A 16,113-nucleotide genomic window follows, 5' to 3' on the forward strand; every position below is an offset into this window, starting at 1 on the left:
TTTATTCCATAATGTACATTACATAAAGGCATCGCCAACGGCTCTTCGGCTGGTCATTTACTGTTCATCAAGGATTCGATATCCGCCACCCGCTTGGGCACCCCCGCGGTCAACACCTCGTGGCCGTCGGGGGTCACGACAACATCATCCTCGATGCGAATGCCGATCCCGCGGAAAGCCTCGGGCAGGTCGTTGTCTGCAGGCACATAGAGGCCGGGCTCCACGGTGAGCACCATGCCGGGCAGCAGGGGGCGGGGATGGCCCTCATGTCGGTAGGCCCCCACGTCATGCACGTCGAGTCCCAGCCAGTGGGAGGTCGAATGTAGGTAGAAGAGCTTGTAGCTGCCATCGTCGATGCGTGCCTGGACGTCGCCCTCCAGCAGTCCGAGCTCGATGAGACCGCCGGTGAGATCGCGTACCACGCCTTCGTGGATCATCGCGAGCGTCGCACCAGGGCGAACCGCGGCGACGGCGCGCTCCTGGGCGGCCAGCACCACTTCGTAAAGAGCTCGCTGGGCCTCGGAGAAGCGTCCGTTGACCGGGAAGGTGCGGCTGATGTCGCCGGCATAGAGACCGAACTCGGCGCCGGCATCGATCAACACCAGGGCACCATCCTCCAGGGGAGCATGGTTTTCAATGTAGTGCAGCACACAGGCATTGATGCCACCACCGACGATACTCGCGTAGGCCGGGCCACTTCCGCCCTGCCAACGGAACTCGTGCTCGAGCTCGGCCTGCAGCTGCCACTCCATGAGTCCCGGGCGAGCCGTGCGCATGGCCCGTACATGGGCCCGGGCGGAAATCGCGCCGGCATGTCGCATCAGCGCCAGCTCCGCCTCGCTCTTGCACAGGCGCTGCTCGTGGAGCAGTTCGCTGACATCGGCAAAGGCCGACGGCGCCACCACCCCGCGACGGGCGCCACCGGCCAGCTCAGCGCGCACCTCCTCGGCGAGCGCCAGAGCCTCGGCATCGCCCAGCGGCAGATAGAGCGTAGTGCGCCCGTCGAGCAGTTCGGCCAGCTTCGCGTCGCGCTCGGCATTCTCGAAGGCCTGGTCGATACCATGCTCGCGAACGGCGCCCTCGGCGCCCAGGCGGATGCCGGCCCAGGCTTCTCGTGTCGGGTCACGATCCTGGCAGAACAGCACACTATCGCCATCCTCGCGGCCCGGCAGCAGCAGCAGCAGGGCCTCGGGCTCGGGAAAGCCAGTCAGGTAATGGACGTCGCTGTCCTGGCGAAAGGGGAATTCGCTGTCCCGGGAGCGGGTGACCAGCGCCGCACCAGGCAGCAGCACGGCGCTTTCGACAGAGAGCCGATCCATCAGCGCCCGGCGTCGGTCGCGGTATTCGTCGATTGTGATCGGGGCGGGACGGGGCAGGGTCTCGGGGTGCATCACGGCTCCTGGATGGGTGGATTCGATGGTCGATATCAGTGACGAGTCGGCTCATCGACCTGCTCGACCTGCGGCTTGCCGGGGTGCTGCTCGGTGTAGAGCAGCATGGCGGCCATGCGCGCGTGCTCGGTGAGGGCGAAGAGGTCATCCTCGTTTTCCGGGCTGTCCTCGATATCTGTCTCGATGCTCGTCAGGCCCTCGAGGTCCTCGAGGGCCTCGCGCAGGGCCGACGACCACGAGCGTCGCGTGGCGTTGTCGGCATCGGCCACCACTTCGAGGAAGCCAAGGGTCCACTCCTGGAGGCCCAGGGCGCGCTCGGGCAGTGAGAATAGCTCATCCGGCAGCAGGGGCTCGAAGTTGAGCTCGGCGGCCGAGAGGGCCTCGAGGGTCTGGCGGCGCCAGCCCAGCAGCCTCTCGGCACTGGGTTCGTCCCGGGGCTGGTCGACCCCGAGGCTCAGGCAGACCTCTTCCAGCCATGCCTCGGGAGTCAGGTCATGTAGCGCAAGCTCGGCGCAGAGGCGCCCGTCGAGGAAGGCCGGCGACTGCATGCTGCCGTGAAGCAGAAAGGTATCCGCAATGGTCGAGAAGTCCTGGTGTTCGTTAATCAGTGACATGACAAGATCCGCTGGTAAGGCCGACGGGCGCGTTGACCGCCCGCAAACGGCTCTCTTATAGTGACTGGCATTCTTTATCTGGCCTCGATGTTAACGCATCGGATCCCCGTAACGCGCACCCGGCGTGCGATCCTCCTCCCCTGGCCCTTCCCGGAGCCTGTCATGACCGAGCCCAAGCGGCCCACCACCGATATCACCCTCCTGGAGCGCAGCTATGCCATCGCCTGCCCGCCAGAGGAGCAGGACAAACTCGAACGCGCTGCCCGCTACCTCGACCGCGCCATGCAGGGCATCCACTCCCGTGGCCGGGTGGTCGACCGGGAGAAGATCGCCATCATGGCGGCCCTCAACATCGCCCATGAGCTGCTCGAGGCCCTGGATGACCAGCGAGCCGGCGAGCAGAGTCTCAACGAACTCAATGCTCGCCTCGAGAAGGCGCTGGATGCCATGCCCGTGCGCTAAATAAAGGCGACACAATCATCCCTTTGGCCCCGCGCGTGCCTCTGGTAGGATGAAACAGTTCCCTGGGGTGTTTGCCAGTCGTTATCGTCCCTCGAGCCTATGAGCATTACCCAGGGGGCCAAATGCTAGCCGGACCCGTGTGCATGTCCGTGCGTCGGAAAGCCTGACGGTTCGGCTGCGGCCACCCACCTTGAACCACTGGGTTCAAGGGCCAGAACGACAGCGGCACTCTGGGGAACTCTATCTGACATGCAGGATACCGCCGCCCTGACCGACGACACTCGTCGACGGTTGAGACGTGAATTGCGTCAGCGTCGACGCGAATTGAGCGTCAAAAAGCGCCGTGACGCCGCTGAACGCCTCTGCCGACACCTGCGACAGCTGCCCGAGATGCAGCGCGCAAAGCGCGTGGCCCTCTACCTGCCCAATGACGGCGAGATCGACCCCACCCCGCTGATTCCCTGGCTCAAGCGCCGCGGCACACGCGTTCACTTGCCGGTTCTCAAGCCACTCTCCCTGAACCAGCTATGGTTCGTGCACTACCATGCCGCGACACCCATGGTGGTCAATCGCTACGGCATCCCGGAACCCGAGACTCGCTTTGGAGCGCACCGAGCAAGGCGAACGCCGGCCTGGGCTCTCGATGTGATCCTGCTGCCGCTGGTGGGCTTCGACGAGCGAGGCCAGCGCATGGGCATGGGCGGCGGCTTCTATGATCGCACCCTGGCCTTTACCCGCCGGCCGGGACCATGCCCGCGATTGATCGGCCTGGCCCATGACTGCCAGCGAGTCGAGCGACTCCCGGCCGCCTCCTGGGACGTGCCGCTGGACGCCATCGTCAGCGATGCCCGAGTGATACGTCCCTGAGTGCACCTGCCGCACAACCGACGACGGCCGATGCATTTGCATCGGCCGTCGTCACGAGGCGGTTCCGGTAACATCAGACGCCCGCCAACGCCTGGGCATAGCCAGTCACCACAACCCCGATGCCGAAAAACAGCACCAGTGCCATGACCAGATCGGGCTTGCGCTTCATTGTCGACTCCGTGGGAGACAGGACCGCGAGGGTCGTGTGGAAGTTGTTGTTTTGTCACCGCCCATGGAGGCGGTGACCGAGTGACTATAGGACCTCCTGCCCATGCATGACAACCGGCATGCCTGGGGTGTTACATTTTTAAACACTCGGCAGTTCCGGGCTGCACGGTGAGTCAGCACTCGCTCGCCCTGTCGAGGCTTCCTCTTCCTCAGGCCATGAAGAGCCGATAGGCCGGGTTGTCACTCTCCTTCCAGTAGCGATACCCGATGTCGTCGAAATATTCCTCGACATGCGTCCGGTCGCCATTGGGTACCTGCATGCCCACCAGTACCCGGCCATAGGCGGCTCCATGGTTGCGGTAGTGGAACAACGAGATGTTCCAGTCATGAGGCAGGTGGGTGAGGAAGTTCATCAGCGCCCCGGGGCGCTCCGGGAACTCGAAGCGATAGACCTCCTCGTCGAAATGCTCCTTCGGCCGGCCGCCCCCCAGGTGGCGGATATGCAGCTTGGCCAGCTCGTTGTCGGTGAGGTCTTCCACGGGATAGCCGGCACCACGGAGCTTATCGATCACCGCCTGGCGGTCCTCGCCGCCGGGCTTCACCTGGACGCCGACGAAGATATGGGCCTTCTCGGGGTCCGCGTAGCGGTAGTTGAACTCGGTGACCATCCGCTTGCCGATGGTGCGGCAGAACTTCTTGAAGCTGCCGGGCCTCTCGGGAATGGTCACGGCGAGGATCGCCTCGCGCTGCTCGCCCAGTTCGGTGCGCTCGGCGATGTGCTGCAGGCGGTCGAAGTTGGTGTTGGCCCCGGAGTTGATGCAGACGAGGGTCTGGTGCTCGGCACCGGTCTGCTGGATGTACTTCTTGAGGCCCGCCAGCGAGAGCGCCCCGGAGGTCTCGGAGACCGCACGGGTATCCTCGAAGATGTCCTTCACCGCGGCACACATCTCGTCGGTGGTAACGGTGATGACGTCGTCGATCAGGTCGCGCAGGATCGAGAAGGGCACCTCGCCGATCTGCGCCACGGCCACGCCCTCGGCGAAGACCCCGACCTGGTCCAGCACCACGCGCTCCCCGGCGGCCAGCGCCGCCTTGAGGCAGGCGCTGTCCTCGGACTCCACCCCGATCACCTTGATCTCGGGCCGAAGGTACTTGATGTAGGCGGCCATGCCGGCGATCAGGCCGCCGCCGCCCACCGGCACGAAGATGGCATCGATCGGCCCGCCATGCTGGCGCAGGATCTCCACGGCGATGGTGCCCTGACCGGCGATGACATCGATGTCATCGAAGGGCGGGATATAGGTGTAGCCGTGCTCGGCGATCAGCTCCTGGGCATGGGCCGCCGCCTCGGCGAAGGCATCGCCCTTGAGCACCACCTTGGCGCCCCGCGCCCGCACCGCCTGGACCTTGATCTCCGGCGTGATGCGGGGCATCACGATCACCGCCTTGACGCCCATCTGCTTGGCCGCCATCGCGAGCCCCTGGGCATGGTTGCCCGCCGAGGCGGCAATCACGCCCTGGTCCTTCTGCGCCTCGCTGAGCTGAGCCATCTTGTTGTAGGCGCCACGAATCTTGAAGGAGTAGACCGGCTGCAGGTCCTCGCGCTTGATCAGGATCTGGTTGTTGAAACGGCGGGAGAGGAAGGGGGCCGGGGAGATCGGCGTTTCCCGGGCGGCTTCATAGACCCGGGCCTGGAGAATCTTCTTGACGGTAGCTTCGAGCATCCTGATATCCCAGAGGCGTGATGCGGGGCGGCAGAGGTTGCTGCACTGCAGAGAACCTCTATTGGTAGCATTGCGGCGACCATGGCGTCCAGCATCCACCACCGGCATCGCCTATAATGGCGCGGTATTCGCCATCCACCCGTCAGCGAGCAGCATATGACCCAGGACGAACTCAAGGACGCCGTGGCCGCCGCCGCCATCGACGAGATCCGCCCCCGACTCGAGGGCGACACCATTCTCGGCATCGGCACCGGCTCCACCGCGAACCGGTTTATCGACAGGCTGGCGGCCCTGCGCCATGATTTCCGCGGTGCCGTGGCCAGCTCCGAGGCCAGCGCCGAGCGCCTGCGCGGCTTCGGCATCGAGATCTTCGAACTCAACGAGGCCGGCACCGTGCCCTTCTACATTGATGGCGCCGACGAAGTGAACGCTCACTTCCACATGATCAAGGGGGGCGGCGCGGCTCTGACTCGGGAAAAAGTTGTCGCCGCCTGTGCCGAACGCTTCATCTGCATCGCCGACGCCTCCAAGAGGGTCGAGCGGCTGGGACACTTTCCGCTCCCGGTAGAGGTCATCCCCATGGCCCGCTCCTACGTGGCACGGGAGCTGGTCAAGCTGGGTGCCGATCCGGTCTATCGCCAGGGGGTGGTCACCGACAATGGCAACCAGATCATCGACTGCTTCGAGTTCATGATCGACGACCCGGTGGCCATGGAGGCACGACTCAATGCCATCGTCGGCGTGGTCACCAACGGCCTTTTCGCAGCGCGCGGTGCCGATGTGCTGCTGCTGGGCACCGAGCAGGGCGTGGAGCGTCTGCTGCCCGCCTGACCCCACCTGAAGTAAGTGCTCACTCCGCCTGCATGAGGCCCTCCAGGCCAGCCAGAGTGCGCGCCAGGGCCCCACGGTTGGCCATGACCACGTCGCGGCCGGCCTCGGCGAGACGGCGACGCGCTCCCGGATCGTCGAACAGACGCAGCAGTTCAGCGGCGAGGGCCGCGGCGTCATCGACCTCCACCAGAGCATCCGCCTCGCGCATCACCTCGGCCACATCCTCGAAATTGGCCAGTGCCGGCCCGCTGAGCACCGGGATGCCCAGGGCGGCCGGCTCCAGCAGATTATGTCCGCCGATGGGCACCAGGCTGCCACCGACGAATGCCAGATCGGATGCGCCATAGAGCGCCAGCAACTCCCCCATGGTGTCACCCAGGTACACCGCCGTGTCGTCCCCGGGCCACTCATCGCGGGAACGGCGCGCCAGCGTCAGGCCCGTCTGGCGGCACAGGGAGGCCACGGCGTCGAACCGCCGGGGGTGACGGGGCACCAGGACCAGCAACGCGCCGGGAAGCCGCTCCCGCAGGCGGGCATGGGCGGCCAGCACCTGCTCGTCCTCGCCGGGATGGGTGGAGCCGGCCACCCAGACCGGCCGGCTGCCGAGCCGGGTGCGCAAGTGCTCACTCACCTCTTCAGTCTCACCGTTGGCGCCGATATCGAACTTCAGCGAGCCCACCACCGTGGTGCGCTCCCCCGCCATGCCCAACTCAATGAAGCGCCGGGCATCGGCGTCAGACTTGGCCGCCAGCCATGCCACATGGCTCAGGGCCTCCGCCATCAGCGGGCGCATTCGGCGATAGCCGCGCCAGGCACGCGGCGAGAGGCGGCCGTTGACCACCGCGACCGGGACGGCCGACCGATCGCACTCGGCCAGCAGATTGGGCCAGAGCTCGGTCTCGAAGAAGATGGCGAGCTCAGGGCGCAAGCGGGCGACGAAGCGGCGGGCCGCGCCGGGGAAGTCCAGCGGCACGAAGTGATGACTCACTTCGCCTCTACTCCCTGAATCGTGGCCACCCGCTGCCAGCGACAGCACCCGTTCCGCCCCGGTGGCGGTCATGGTGGTGATGACCAGGCGGTGACCGGGCCAGCGCTGCCCGAGCGCCTCGAACAAGGGCCGTGCGGCCTGCACCTCGCCCACCGAGGCGCAATGCAGCCAGAGGGTGCGATCTTCCTTTCCGGCAGAAGGAATGAAACCCAGCCGCTCACGACGCAGTCGCCCGGGCAGCTGCTCGCGCCAGACGCGACGCCAGATCAGCGGCGCAAGAAGGTAGAGGAACGTCGCATAACCGCGAAGGACCCAGGGATGTGATGTCGACATCAGGTCTCGCGATCAAGGATGGTGGCGATCATCGCCGTGGTGGAGACGCCATCCTCGAAGCCCAGCACCCTGACCTCGCCCCCCGCGTCACGGACGGCCGCGCCGCCGGCGATCTCCTCGGGACGATAGTCACCGCCCTTGACCAGCACGTCGGGCAGCACCGCCTCGATCAGTCGCTGAGGGGTATCCTCGCCGAAGGGCACCACCCAGTCGACGGCACCCAGGCCGGCCAGTACCTGCATGCGCCTCGCCAGGGGATTGATGGGGCGCTTGGGGCCCTTGAGCCGGCCGATGGAGGCATCGTCGTTGACCGCCACCACCAGTCGGTCACCAAGTCGACGGGCCTGCTCCAGGTAGGCGACATGGCCCGCATGCAGGATGTCGAAGCAGCCATTGGTCATCACCACCCGCTCGCCGCGGGCCTGGGCGGCACGCACCGCCTCGATCAGTGCCGGCTCCTCGATCACCCCGAACTCGGCGAGCTTGTCGCCGTGCAGGGCCGTATAGAGCTCGGCAATGGACAGGGTCGCGGTACCGGGCTTGGCGACAACCAGCCCGGCGGCAAGGTTGGCCAGGGTCATTGCCTCGGCGAAGCCGTGTCCCGCCGCCAGTGCCAGGCCCAGTATGCCGATCACGGTGTCACCTGCCCCGGTGACGTCGAAGACCTCACGGGCTCGAGTAGGCAAGTGAAGCGGCTCGTGTCCCTCGCGGATCAGCGTCATCCCCTTCTCGCTGCGGGTAATCAGCAGCGCTTCAAGCTCCAACTCGGCGCGCAGCGTCTCTCCCCGGGCGGCGAGTTCGGCATCGTTTCGACAGTGACCCATCACGGCCTCGAATTCACCCAGGTTGGGAGTAATCACACTGGCACCGCGGTAGCGGCCAAAGTCGCTGCCCTTGGGGTCCACCAGCACCCGCTTGCCGGCGGCCTTGACCAGCTGGATCAGCGCCTCGATTCGGTTCAGGGTCCCCTTGCCGTAGTCGGAGAGAATCACCAGGTCACAGTCGGGCAAAGCGGCCTCGACGCGTGAAAGCAGCCCCGTGGTATCGACATCACCGAGCCCCTGCTCGAAGTCCAGGCGGATCAGCTGCTGGTTGCGGCTCATCACTCTCAGCTTGGTGATGGTGGGAATACCGGGGCTCCGATCGAAGTGAGTACTTACTCCGCAATCTTCCAGGCGGGAAATCAGACGGTCGGCATTGTCATCGTCGCCCACCAGCCCGGCCAAGGCGGCATGAGCGCCGAGGGAAGCAATATTGAGCGCCACGTTGGCGGCCCCGCCGGGACGGTCCTCCGCCTCCTCGACCCGAACCACCGGCACCGGCGCCTCCGGGGAGATCCGCGAAGTCCCGCCATGCCAGTAACGGTCGAGCATGACATCGCCCACCACCAGCAGACGAGAGCGCTCCAGGGCGGTCAGGTCAAGTTTCATCAGGGAACTCCATGTCCTGCGGGGTCTCGGATAGGGCCAGCACCGCTTCGAGGCGTTCGATCACATCCTCGGCACGAATGAGCGACATGGCATCGGGGTGACGGACTCGCTGGCCCCAGGGAAGGTCCTCGGGCGTCTTGTGCAGGAAGGCACGCACGGCATCGGGATAGCGGTCGACCACGAAATCGCGCCACAGGTAGGGCCCGGCCCGGCCGGGGTTGGTGGTCGCATAGAGCCCCACCACGGGCGCACCCAGCGCATTGGCCATATGCACCGGGCCAGAGTCCGGAGCGATCGTCGCCCGACTTTGCCGGATCAGCGCCAGCAGGCCCTTGAGCGAGGTTTCACCGATGACATCGATCACCACCTCGTCGGGACAGAGGGCCTGGATGCGCTCACCCAGCTGGCGTTCCTGGGTGCTGCCACCGCCGGTGAGTACCGTCTTCAGCTCGTGCTGACGCCAGGCATGGTCGATCACTGCCGCATAGCCCTCGGCGGACCAGTTGCGGAAATTGCGCAAGCGCGGATTGGCGCAGGGGCTGATCAGCAGGTAGGCCGATTCCCCGGTGATGCCACGCGCCTCCTCGACGGCCGTCCCGGGCACCGGAAGATCCCAGGCCAGAGAGAGATCCTCGACACCCAGCAGGCGAGCGAAATCGAGATACGATTCGAGCACATGGGCCCGTGGATGTGGCGCCAGCTGGCGCTGGGTGAACCAGTGCTGGAGATCCTTGGCACGGGCCTTGTCATAGCCCACTCGGAGGTCGGCCTTCAGGCCCAGGGAAAGCACACTGGCGCGCAGCGCCTGCTGCATGTGCAGCAGCAGGTCGAAGCGGGTATCGGCCAGCTCGCGCCATAGGGCGCGCATGCCCGCCAGTCCCGTCGCCTTGTCGTAGACGACGAACTCGACCCCGGAGAGGCCCGACAGTAGACTGTTCTCCGCCTTGCCGATGATCCAGGTGATCCGCGCCTCGGGCCACTGACGCTGCAGGGCACGCACCGTCGGCACCAGGTTACAGACATCGCCCAGGGCAGAGAGCCGCAGTACGCAGATATGCTGAGGTCGGGCAGGCAGAGGATGCTTCATGCGCTTGGCAACGTATCGAAAGGGAAGGGACAGCATTTTATATGATGCCGACAGTGTATGTGACGCCGACTCGCCGCCACAAATCGGCCCGGCGCTCTTCGACCCCGATGCCTGGTACCGACGGGGGCTAGTCATCGGCGAGGCCCCCGGACGTGGAACCAGCCTCTTCCTCGCTGTCGACAGTGAAGAGTGGGTATTGCGCCCCTACCGCCGCGGCGGCCTGATCGCCCGGTTGAGCGAACGACGCTATGTATGGACCGGCCTGGAAAGGACACGGGCCTTTCGCGAGTTCCACCTGACCGCCAGCCTATCTGCCCAAGGACTTCGCGTACCCCGGCCGGTAGCCGCAGGCATTACCCGCCACGGTTTTTGCTATGAGGCCGCCATTATCACCGTACGCATTCCCGGCGCCCGCGCCCTGGCTGACCTGCTTGTCGAGGAAGACGCCGATGAATCTCTGCTACGACGTGTTGGTGCCACTATCCGCCGTTTCCATGAGGCCGGGCTGGACCATGTGGACCTCAACGCCCGGAACCTACTGATCGACCCGCAGGGCAAGGTCTGGCTGATCGATCTGGACCGTTGCCGGCTGCGCCCGAAGGGCGACTGGCAGGCCAGGAACCTCAAGAGGCTGGAACGTTCACTGGCCAAGCATGAAGCCGCCGGCGCCTTAGAAGATATCAAGAAGGGTTATAATCTTTAATACAGAGGAATCTTAATTATTTTTCCTCAATGGATGCTTCCCGACTCGAGGATAAATGCGCCTTTTCCAGAATGGAAACATGACACTCCCACCGCGGCCTTGCCGATCAATCTGAGCCAATACGCAAAAAATGAAAGGAAATTATAGGTCATTAACCATGCATGCCAAAGCCTGCCCACCTAGGACATTCAGTGTTATGCCGCTATGGTTATGGCAACTAGGTGGTGTGACCTTGATGATGTACGGGGCGCTGCGTGTTTTATGGCCTACGGTAGGATCGCCGGCCGAAACTATTACCGCACTCCTCGGGCTATTTTCGGTACTATTCTATGGAAGACAGCTGCGTTCATCTGCTCCGATGTGGCTACTAGGAGCCGCCTTGCTGGTACAACTTTTATCATGGACGCTGGGGTATTTCCATCATCCTGAATGGGTAGCAGACAATCCTAGACTCGACCGTTTGGGCAAATTATTCATCTTCATTGCAGTGGCCTGGTGGCTTGCCGGAAGTACACAACGAACCTTGCAACTATGGGCCCTCGCGCTGATTGGCTTTGTAATAGGAACCTTCGTCCTCGGTGACGGACTGGCCGAATGGCAGTCGGGATTGAGCGGTCAGCGTATCGGATTTGGCATCCGCAATTTACAGCATGGCTCCATGCTGTTTGGCGTAGTTTTCCTAGGGTTGATCATTTTTTCTCCGCGCTTCTTCTCGGCAGGCCCATGGCGAGTTTTGCGGGCAATGACATGGAGCCTTCTGATCACGGTTTCTCTGTTAGGTGTACTGATCGGCCAGACACGCGCGGTGTGGCTAGCCCTGTCACTGGCGCTACCCATTACGCTGATGCTGTGGCTTTATCATGCAAGTCCCGGGGTGCAATCAGCGCGTGGCCGGAAAGGAGCACTGCTCGGCCTGTGCCTCGTTATCATAGCGGCTGTAGGGTTCTTGATGCTCTTCTACCAGCCGCTGATGGAACGTGTCACCGCTGAGAAAGAGGTGGTGGCACAGCTATTGAGTGGAGAAGTGGGAAACATTCCCTATACCAGCATCGGCATCCGCATCAACACCTGGTTCGCCGCCGCTGAGTGGATCCAGCAGCGTCCCGTAGTAGGCTGGGGCGGAGAGGCACGCAGCCTGGTAATCGAGCATACACCATGGCTGCCTCCCTTCGTGAAGGCGCATTTCGGCCACCTGCACAACTTCCTGCTGGAAGTCTGGGTAGCCTACGGCTTGCTCGGCGTTGGGGTGATCGCCACGCTGGCACTTTGGGTTGGCCTAAGAACCTGGCAGGCTTGGCGAGCAGGTGTGATGCCAGGGGATATAGCGCTGTTTGGTGCGAGTTTCTTTGTCTACTGGATGGTAGTCAATCAGTTCGAAGCCTACAACGCCTTCTGGACCGGTGTCTTCGTACACAATCTGGTGGTAGGAGGCTTGGTGACGCATATCTGGCGCTGGCAGTACGCAGCCGTTCCCACCGCCACAGAGGGTAATGAATGCGCACGCTAGTGGTCGTTCGCACGCTGAAGATCGGCGGCATGGAAAGAGTTGCCGTCAACCTGGCTGACGCCTTCGCCGCCCAGGGTCACGAGAGCCATCTGATGACCTTCAAGGTGCGGCCACCGCACCTGTCACCCCAGGATACGCGAGTTCATGTGCACCACTTTGCGCTCTCCCGGGCGATGTGGCGCTCCGGCCTGGGGGGTGCCGTCGACATCGCCGCGCGGGTCGGCAATGCCGTGATACGCAAGAGCCATTTCCTGATCGCTGGCTGGTGGGGTGGGCGACTCTTCCAGCGCGAGTTGCATCGCCTGGAGCAGCGGCATGGGCGCTTCGATCGCATCATCTTCCGGGGCATGGGAACCTTCGAGGCGATCTGGTCCTTCCGCGACCCCCGCGCCTGCTACGTGCTGGAAAACATCCTGAAGATGGATGGCCAGCGGGACAGGCTGGCACGCCGCAAGGCCCGCTGCCTGTTTCACGGCAAGCACCTGGTCAGTGTCTCCGCGGGGGTCGAGCGCCAGGTAGATGCCACCCTGCGGGAGCTCGGCATCGTCCCCGCCTCCCTGCGAACCATCACCAATCCCTGCCCTATCGTCGATATCCGTCGCGCCGCCCAGGCAGACTCCCCGGCAACGGCACATGCTCCCTATCTGCTTAACGTGGCGCGCCTGGTACCCCAGAAGAATCACCGCCTGCTGCTGCAGGCCTATGCGCTTCTGCGGACCTCCCTGCCCCTGGTGATCGTCGGTGACGGTCCCCTGCGCAAGGAGTTGGAGGCCTTGGCGGCGGAGTTGGGAGTCGCCGACCGGGTCCATTTCGCCGGGCGTCAACTTAACCCCTATCCCTGGATGCAGCACGCCCGGCTGTTCGTGCTGAGCTCCACCCATGAAGGGCTCGGGATCGTGCTGCTGGAAGCCCTGGCGTGTGGGACGCCGGTGGTCTCCGTGGACTGTCCCGGTGGCGTACGGGATATCATGCACGGAGAGCTGTCCGCCTATCTCAGCGAGATGACACCCGAGGCCCTGGCCGTTCGGGTGGACACGACCCTGGAAGCAGACGGCTACCCCATCGACGAGCACTGGCTTGACGCCTTCTCCCCGGCACAGGTTACCGCCAAGTTTCTGCAGGAGCCCGCTGACCCATGATCACGGCCAACATCATTACCTTCAATGAAGCCGACAACATCGCCGATTGCATCGCCACGGTGCGACAGGTCTGCGATGAGGTCATCGTGGTGGACTCCGGCAGCCAGGACGAGACAGTGAGCATCGCCGAATCGCTGGGCGCCAGGGTCGTCCACCAGCCCTATCTGGGCGACGGCCTGCAAAAGAACGTGGCACTCACCCACGCCAGCCATGACTGGATGCTCAGCGTGGATGCCGATGAGCGCCTTACCCCGGAAATGGTCGCGGCGATACGCGACCTTGACCTGGCCAACACCCCGCACGATGCCTTTGCCTTCCGCCGCCGCAACATGATCGGCTCACGCTGGATACGCGTGTGCGGCTGGTATCCCGACTACTGCCTCAGGCTCTATCACCACCGGCGCGGCGCACGTTTCGCCGAGGTCAAGCAGCATGCCAGCGTCGCTGCCACCAACCCCTGCCGGCTGGACGCCGACATGCTGCACTACTCCTTTGCCAATCTGGGCGAACTGTTCGCCAAGCCGGGACGCAACTTCAGCGGACGCGCGGCCAAGATCATGTATCAGAAGGGCAAGCGCGCCAACGCCTTCTCGCCCTTCCTTCACGGTCTCAACGCCTTCGTCCGCAAGTATCTGTTCCAGCGTGGCTTCATCGGCGGCGTCGATGGCATGACGGTGGCTATCAGCGCCGGCCTCAACAGCTACCTGAAGTACGCCAAGCTGCTCGAGTATCAGCGCGACCCCCAGGTGCTCGCCAACGAAGACTTCAACAGGGTCTGGTGACCATGCGCGTTACCCATGTCAATCTGGCCCGCGGCTTTCGCGGTGGCGAGCGGCAGACCGAGCTACTGATTCGCGCCCTTGCCGAGGAACCCCGGATACACCAGCAGCTGGTGTGTCGAGAGGATTCACCGATGCGCAAGCACCTTAGCGACGTGCCGGGCCTTTCGCTGATCACGGCCAATCATCAGCTGGGAGGCCACCGATGCCTCGGCCCCACGGACCTGGTGCACGCCCATGAGGCCAAGGGGGTCCACTGGGCCTGGCTGCACCATCGCCTCACCGGCACACCCTATGTGATCACACGGCGCGTTGACACACCCGTCCAGGACAAGGCGCTCAACCGCCTCTGCTATCGGCAGGCGGCCTGCCGCGTGGCGATTTCCCGGCTGATCCAGACCCAACTGGAGGCCCGCGGCTGGGGAAGCGTCGAACGGATCCCCAGCGCCCATGCCGGACTGTCAGCAGACCCCGAGAAGACGGCATCCTGGCGTGCCGCCTATCCGGGCAAGTTCCTGGTCGGCCATGCCGGCGCCCTGGTGGACCGCCACAAGGGTCAGCGAGTGCTGCTGAAGGCGGCACGCCGACTGGCTCGTGAGGCACCCGAGGTGCACTTCCTGTTCCTGGGCGACGGCGCGGATGCCCAGGCGCTCCGACAGGAGTCCGCCGACCTCACCAATGTCGAATGGCTGGGCTTCAAGGAGAATATCGCCGACTATATCGCCGGCCTGGACGCCTTCGCCTTCCCCTCGCGCAACGAGGGCCTAGGCTCGGTACTGCTCGACGTCATGCAGCTCGAGGTACCGATCATCGCCAGCCGGGTTGGGGGCATCCCCGATATCATCGAACACGAGACAACCGGACTGCTGTTTCCCTCCGGCGATACCGATGCCTTGGCCGACGGGCTCCTGCGTATCAAGGCAGAGCCCCACCTGCGCCGCCGGCTCTGCCGACAGGCCAGAGAACGCCTGGAGGACTACAGCCCTCGCGCCATGGCAGCCGCCTATATGCGTCTCTATCAGCAACTCGTAGATCATCGGTACCAGGAGACATCCCGGTGAAACCGATCGCGGCCAAGGCCCACAAGAACCTGCACAAGGCAAGCGTCTACGCCGGCCATGCTGCCCAGCGCCTGATCCCGGCCCGCTGGCTGCAACACCGGCAGAGACGGCTGCTACGCCAGGTGGAAGCGCTGCCACCGGCGGAGCAACAGGCGATCTGGCAGCGTGTGCACTACTACAATCGCCTGACCGGTCCCGTTGCCCTGCCACAGGACGCCCTCTGCCTTGCCCACTTTCAACGCGAGAAGAGTTGGTCCTACTATCTGGATCTGGTATCGCTGCTGCGCTACTTCTCTCCTGAGCTGCGCTTCTGTCACCAGTTCGGGGATGTCAGGGAGGTGCCCGAGGTGCCTACCCTGGTCAAGAGTCGCCCCATCGGTGAGCACAATCACAACAGCGTCCTGCTCAAGCTCAATCGAGTACGCCACTACTACCTGCCCGGTGACCCGCTGAGCTTCGAACAGAAACGCCCGCTGGCCGTCTGGCGTGGCGCCTGCCACCAGGAGCATCGTCGCCGCTTCGTGCGAGACTTCCATGACCATCCGCTGTGCAACGTCGCCGATATCCACCGCAACGCTGCCGGCAACCCCTGGCACGGTGGCTTCCTCTCGGTGTCGGAGCAGCTACACTACCGCTATATCCTCAGCCTCGAAGGCAAGGACGTCGCCACCAACCTGAAGTGGATCATGGCCTCCAACTCCCTGTGTCTGATGCGCCGGCCGCGCTTCGAGACCTGGTTCATGGAGGGACAGCTGCGTCCCGGCCATCACTATGTCCAGCTAGAGGACGACTATTCAGATCTCGATGACAAGATCGCCTACTATGAGGCAAACCCCGAAGAGGCGAAGGCCATCATTCTCCAGGCGAATCGCTACGTCGCGATCTTCCGGAATGCTGAACGCGAACGGCTGATCGGACTGCTGGTCTTACGCAAGTACTTCGCCGACTCGGGGCAGCTGCCCGCTTGGTGATTCATTTGAACGGTTGAACTCGGTGCCGGGCCAAAATCCATGCCAGCATAGGCTGTTG

General features: G+C 64.1%; 15 protein-coding genes and 1 other RNA gene. 10 read left to right on the top strand and 6 right to left on the bottom strand.

The window, feature by feature from the left end; genetic code table 11:
- Window positions 1-53: 53 nt before the first annotated feature.
- Window positions 54-1,391: a Xaa-Pro aminopeptidase gene (gene pepP, locus HALO32_RS01265; RefSeq protein ID WP_151441978.1), complete on the bottom strand. Its 1,338-nt coding sequence runs from the start codon at window positions 1,389-1,391 to the stop codon at window positions 54-56.
- A gap of 35 nt (window positions 1,392-1,426) precedes the next feature.
- The gene (locus tag HALO32_RS01270; RefSeq protein WP_151441979.1) at window positions 1,427-2,005 is read right to left on the bottom strand and encodes a UPF0149 family protein; all 579 of its coding nucleotides are present in this window, start codon (window positions 2,003-2,005) and stop codon (window positions 1,427-1,429) included.
- 162 nt (window positions 2,006-2,167) lie between these two features.
- On the opposite strand from HALO32_RS01270, the gene HALO32_RS01275 reads away from it, so the two are divergent.
- The 3 genes from HALO32_RS01275 (at window position 2,168) to HALO32_RS01285 (ending at window position 3,334) form a co-directional block, all read left to right on the top strand.
- Window positions 2,168-2,467, top strand: a complete 300-nt coding sequence (locus tag HALO32_RS01275; RefSeq protein WP_151441980.1) for a cell division protein ZapA — start codon at window positions 2,168-2,170, stop codon at window positions 2,465-2,467.
- 56 nt (window positions 2,468-2,523) lie between these two features.
- Window positions 2,524-2,708, top strand: a non-coding RNA gene (gene ssrS / locus HALO32_RS01280) — 6S RNA.
- An 8-nt stretch (window positions 2,709-2,716) separates the two neighbouring features.
- Window positions 2,717-3,334 carry a 5-formyltetrahydrofolate cyclo-ligase gene (locus tag HALO32_RS01285; RefSeq protein ID WP_151441981.1) on the top strand — a complete coding sequence of 206 codons (618 nt, stop codon included), beginning with the start codon at window positions 2,717-2,719 and terminating at the stop codon, window positions 3,332-3,334.
- A 377-nt stretch (window positions 3,335-3,711) separates the two neighbouring features.
- Here the strand turns inward: HALO32_RS01285 and ilvA are convergent, their stop codons facing one another.
- Window positions 3,712-5,226 (bottom strand): threonine ammonia-lyase, biosynthetic, encoded by a 1,515-nt coding sequence (gene ilvA, locus HALO32_RS01290; protein WP_151441982.1) that lies wholly within the window; start codon window positions 5,224-5,226, stop codon window positions 3,712-3,714.
- Window positions 5,227-5,382: 156 nt separating this feature from the next.
- Between ilvA and rpiA the strand changes: the two genes are divergently transcribed.
- Entirely contained in the window at window positions 5,383-6,057 is a 675-nt protein-coding gene (gene rpiA / locus HALO32_RS01295; protein ID WP_151441983.1) for a ribose-5-phosphate isomerase RpiA, read from the top strand.
- A 19-nt stretch (window positions 6,058-6,076) separates the two neighbouring features.
- Here rpiA and waaA read toward each other — a convergent pair whose 3' ends face one another.
- The 3 genes from waaA to HALO32_RS01310 are packed head-to-tail and all read right to left on the bottom strand — an operon-like array spanning window position 6,077 to window position 9,895.
- Window positions 6,077-7,378, bottom strand: a complete 1,302-nt coding sequence (waaA, locus tag HALO32_RS01300; RefSeq protein ID WP_151441984.1) for a lipid IV(A) 3-deoxy-D-manno-octulosonic acid transferase — start codon at window positions 7,376-7,378, stop codon at window positions 6,077-6,079.
- The gene (gene hldE, locus HALO32_RS01305; RefSeq protein WP_151441985.1) at window positions 7,378-8,808 is read right to left on the bottom strand and encodes a bifunctional D-glycero-beta-D-manno-heptose-7-phosphate kinase/D-glycero-beta-D-manno-heptose 1-phosphate adenylyltransferase HldE; all 1,431 of its coding nucleotides are present in this window, start codon (window positions 8,806-8,808) and stop codon (window positions 7,378-7,380) included. Before hldE ends, waaA begins: the two co-directional genes overlap by 1 nt.
- Complete coding sequence (locus tag HALO32_RS01310) at window positions 8,798-9,895, bottom strand: glycosyltransferase family 9 protein (protein WP_151441986.1); 1,098 nt, start codon at window positions 9,893-9,895, stop codon at window positions 8,798-8,800. The genes hldE and HALO32_RS01310 overlap by 11 nt, the downstream gene beginning before the upstream one ends.
- Between HALO32_RS01310 and HALO32_RS01315 the strand changes: the two genes are divergently transcribed.
- The 6 genes from HALO32_RS01315 to HALO32_RS01340 all read left to right on the top strand — a co-directional run bounded on the left by HALO32_RS01315 (window position 9,894) and on the right by HALO32_RS01340 (window position 16,055).
- A complete protein-coding gene (locus tag HALO32_RS01315) occupies window positions 9,894-10,598 on the top strand; it encodes a 3-deoxy-D-manno-octulosonic acid kinase (protein WP_151441987.1) in 705 nt (234 codons plus the stop codon). The genes HALO32_RS01310 and HALO32_RS01315 overlap by 2 nt on opposite strands.
- A 379-nt stretch (window positions 10,599-10,977) precedes the next feature.
- A complete protein-coding gene (locus HALO32_RS01320) occupies window positions 10,978-12,105 on the top strand; it encodes an O-antigen ligase family protein (protein ID WP_225809637.1) in 1,128 nt (375 codons plus the stop codon).
- The gene (locus tag HALO32_RS01325) at window positions 12,093-13,244 is read left to right on the top strand and encodes a glycosyltransferase (protein ID WP_151441988.1); all 1,152 of its coding nucleotides are present in this window, start codon (window positions 12,093-12,095) and stop codon (window positions 13,242-13,244) included. Before HALO32_RS01320 ends, HALO32_RS01325 begins: the two co-directional genes overlap by 13 nt.
- Window positions 13,241-14,026, top strand: a complete 786-nt coding sequence (locus HALO32_RS01330; protein WP_151441989.1) for a glycosyltransferase family 2 protein — start codon at window positions 13,241-13,243, stop codon at window positions 14,024-14,026. The genes HALO32_RS01325 and HALO32_RS01330 overlap by 4 nt, the downstream gene beginning before the upstream one ends.
- A 2-nt stretch (window positions 14,027-14,028) precedes the next feature.
- Window positions 14,029-15,084, top strand: coding sequence for a glycosyltransferase family 4 protein (locus HALO32_RS01335; RefSeq protein WP_151441990.1), 1,056 nt, complete (start codon window positions 14,029-14,031; stop codon window positions 15,082-15,084).
- Window positions 15,081-16,055 (top strand): glycosyl transferase family 90, encoded by a 975-nt coding sequence (locus HALO32_RS01340; RefSeq protein ID WP_192576409.1) that lies wholly within the window; start codon window positions 15,081-15,083, stop codon window positions 16,053-16,055. The genes HALO32_RS01335 and HALO32_RS01340 overlap by 4 nt, the downstream gene beginning before the upstream one ends.
- Window positions 16,056-16,113: the final 58 nt, after the last annotated feature.

The organism is Halomonas lysinitropha (genome assembly GCF_902500215.1).
GTDB lineage: Bacteria > Pseudomonadota > Gammaproteobacteria > Pseudomonadales > Halomonadaceae > Halomonas > Halomonas lysinitropha.

Excerpts from the sequence above, each read along its gene's own strand:
- ilvA (WP_151441982.1), bottom strand. The coding sequence starts at position 5,226 with ATGCTCGAAGCTACCGTCAAGAAGATTCTCCAGGCCCGGGTCTATGAA.
- HALO32_RS01275 (WP_151441980.1), top strand. The coding sequence starts at position 2,168 with ATGACCGAGCCCAAGCGGCCCACCACCGATATCACCCTCCTGGAGCGC.
- HALO32_RS01285 (WP_151441981.1), top strand. The coding sequence starts at position 2,717 with ATGCAGGATACCGCCGCCCTGACCGACGACACTCGTCGACGGTTGAGA.
- waaA (WP_151441984.1), bottom strand. The coding sequence starts at position 7,378 with ATGTCGACATCACATCCCTGGGTCCTTCGCGGTTATGCGACGTTCCTC.
- HALO32_RS01330 (WP_151441989.1), top strand. The coding sequence starts at position 13,241 with ATGATCACGGCCAACATCATTACCTTCAATGAAGCCGACAACATCGCC.
- HALO32_RS01315 (WP_151441987.1), top strand. The coding sequence starts at position 9,894 with ATGCGCTTGGCAACGTATCGAAAGGGAAGGGACAGCATTTTATATGAT.
- HALO32_RS01310 (WP_151441986.1), bottom strand. The coding sequence starts at position 9,895 with ATGAAGCATCCTCTGCCTGCCCGACCTCAGCATATCTGCGTACTGCGG.
- HALO32_RS01335 (WP_151441990.1), top strand. The coding sequence starts at position 14,029 with ATGCGCGTTACCCATGTCAATCTGGCCCGCGGCTTTCGCGGTGGCGAG.
- HALO32_RS01325 (WP_151441988.1), top strand. The coding sequence starts at position 12,093 with ATGCGCACGCTAGTGGTCGTTCGCACGCTGAAGATCGGCGGCATGGAA.
- rpiA (WP_151441983.1), top strand. The coding sequence starts at position 5,383 with ATGACCCAGGACGAACTCAAGGACGCCGTGGCCGCCGCCGCCATCGAC.
- HALO32_RS01270 (WP_151441979.1), bottom strand. The coding sequence starts at position 2,005 with ATGTCACTGATTAACGAACACCAGGACTTCTCGACCATTGCGGATACC.
- hldE (WP_151441985.1), bottom strand. The coding sequence starts at position 8,808 with ATGAAACTTGACCTGACCGCCCTGGAGCGCTCTCGTCTGCTGGTGGTG.
- pepP (WP_151441978.1), bottom strand. The coding sequence starts at position 1,391 with ATGCACCCCGAGACCCTGCCCCGTCCCGCCCCGATCACAATCGACGAA.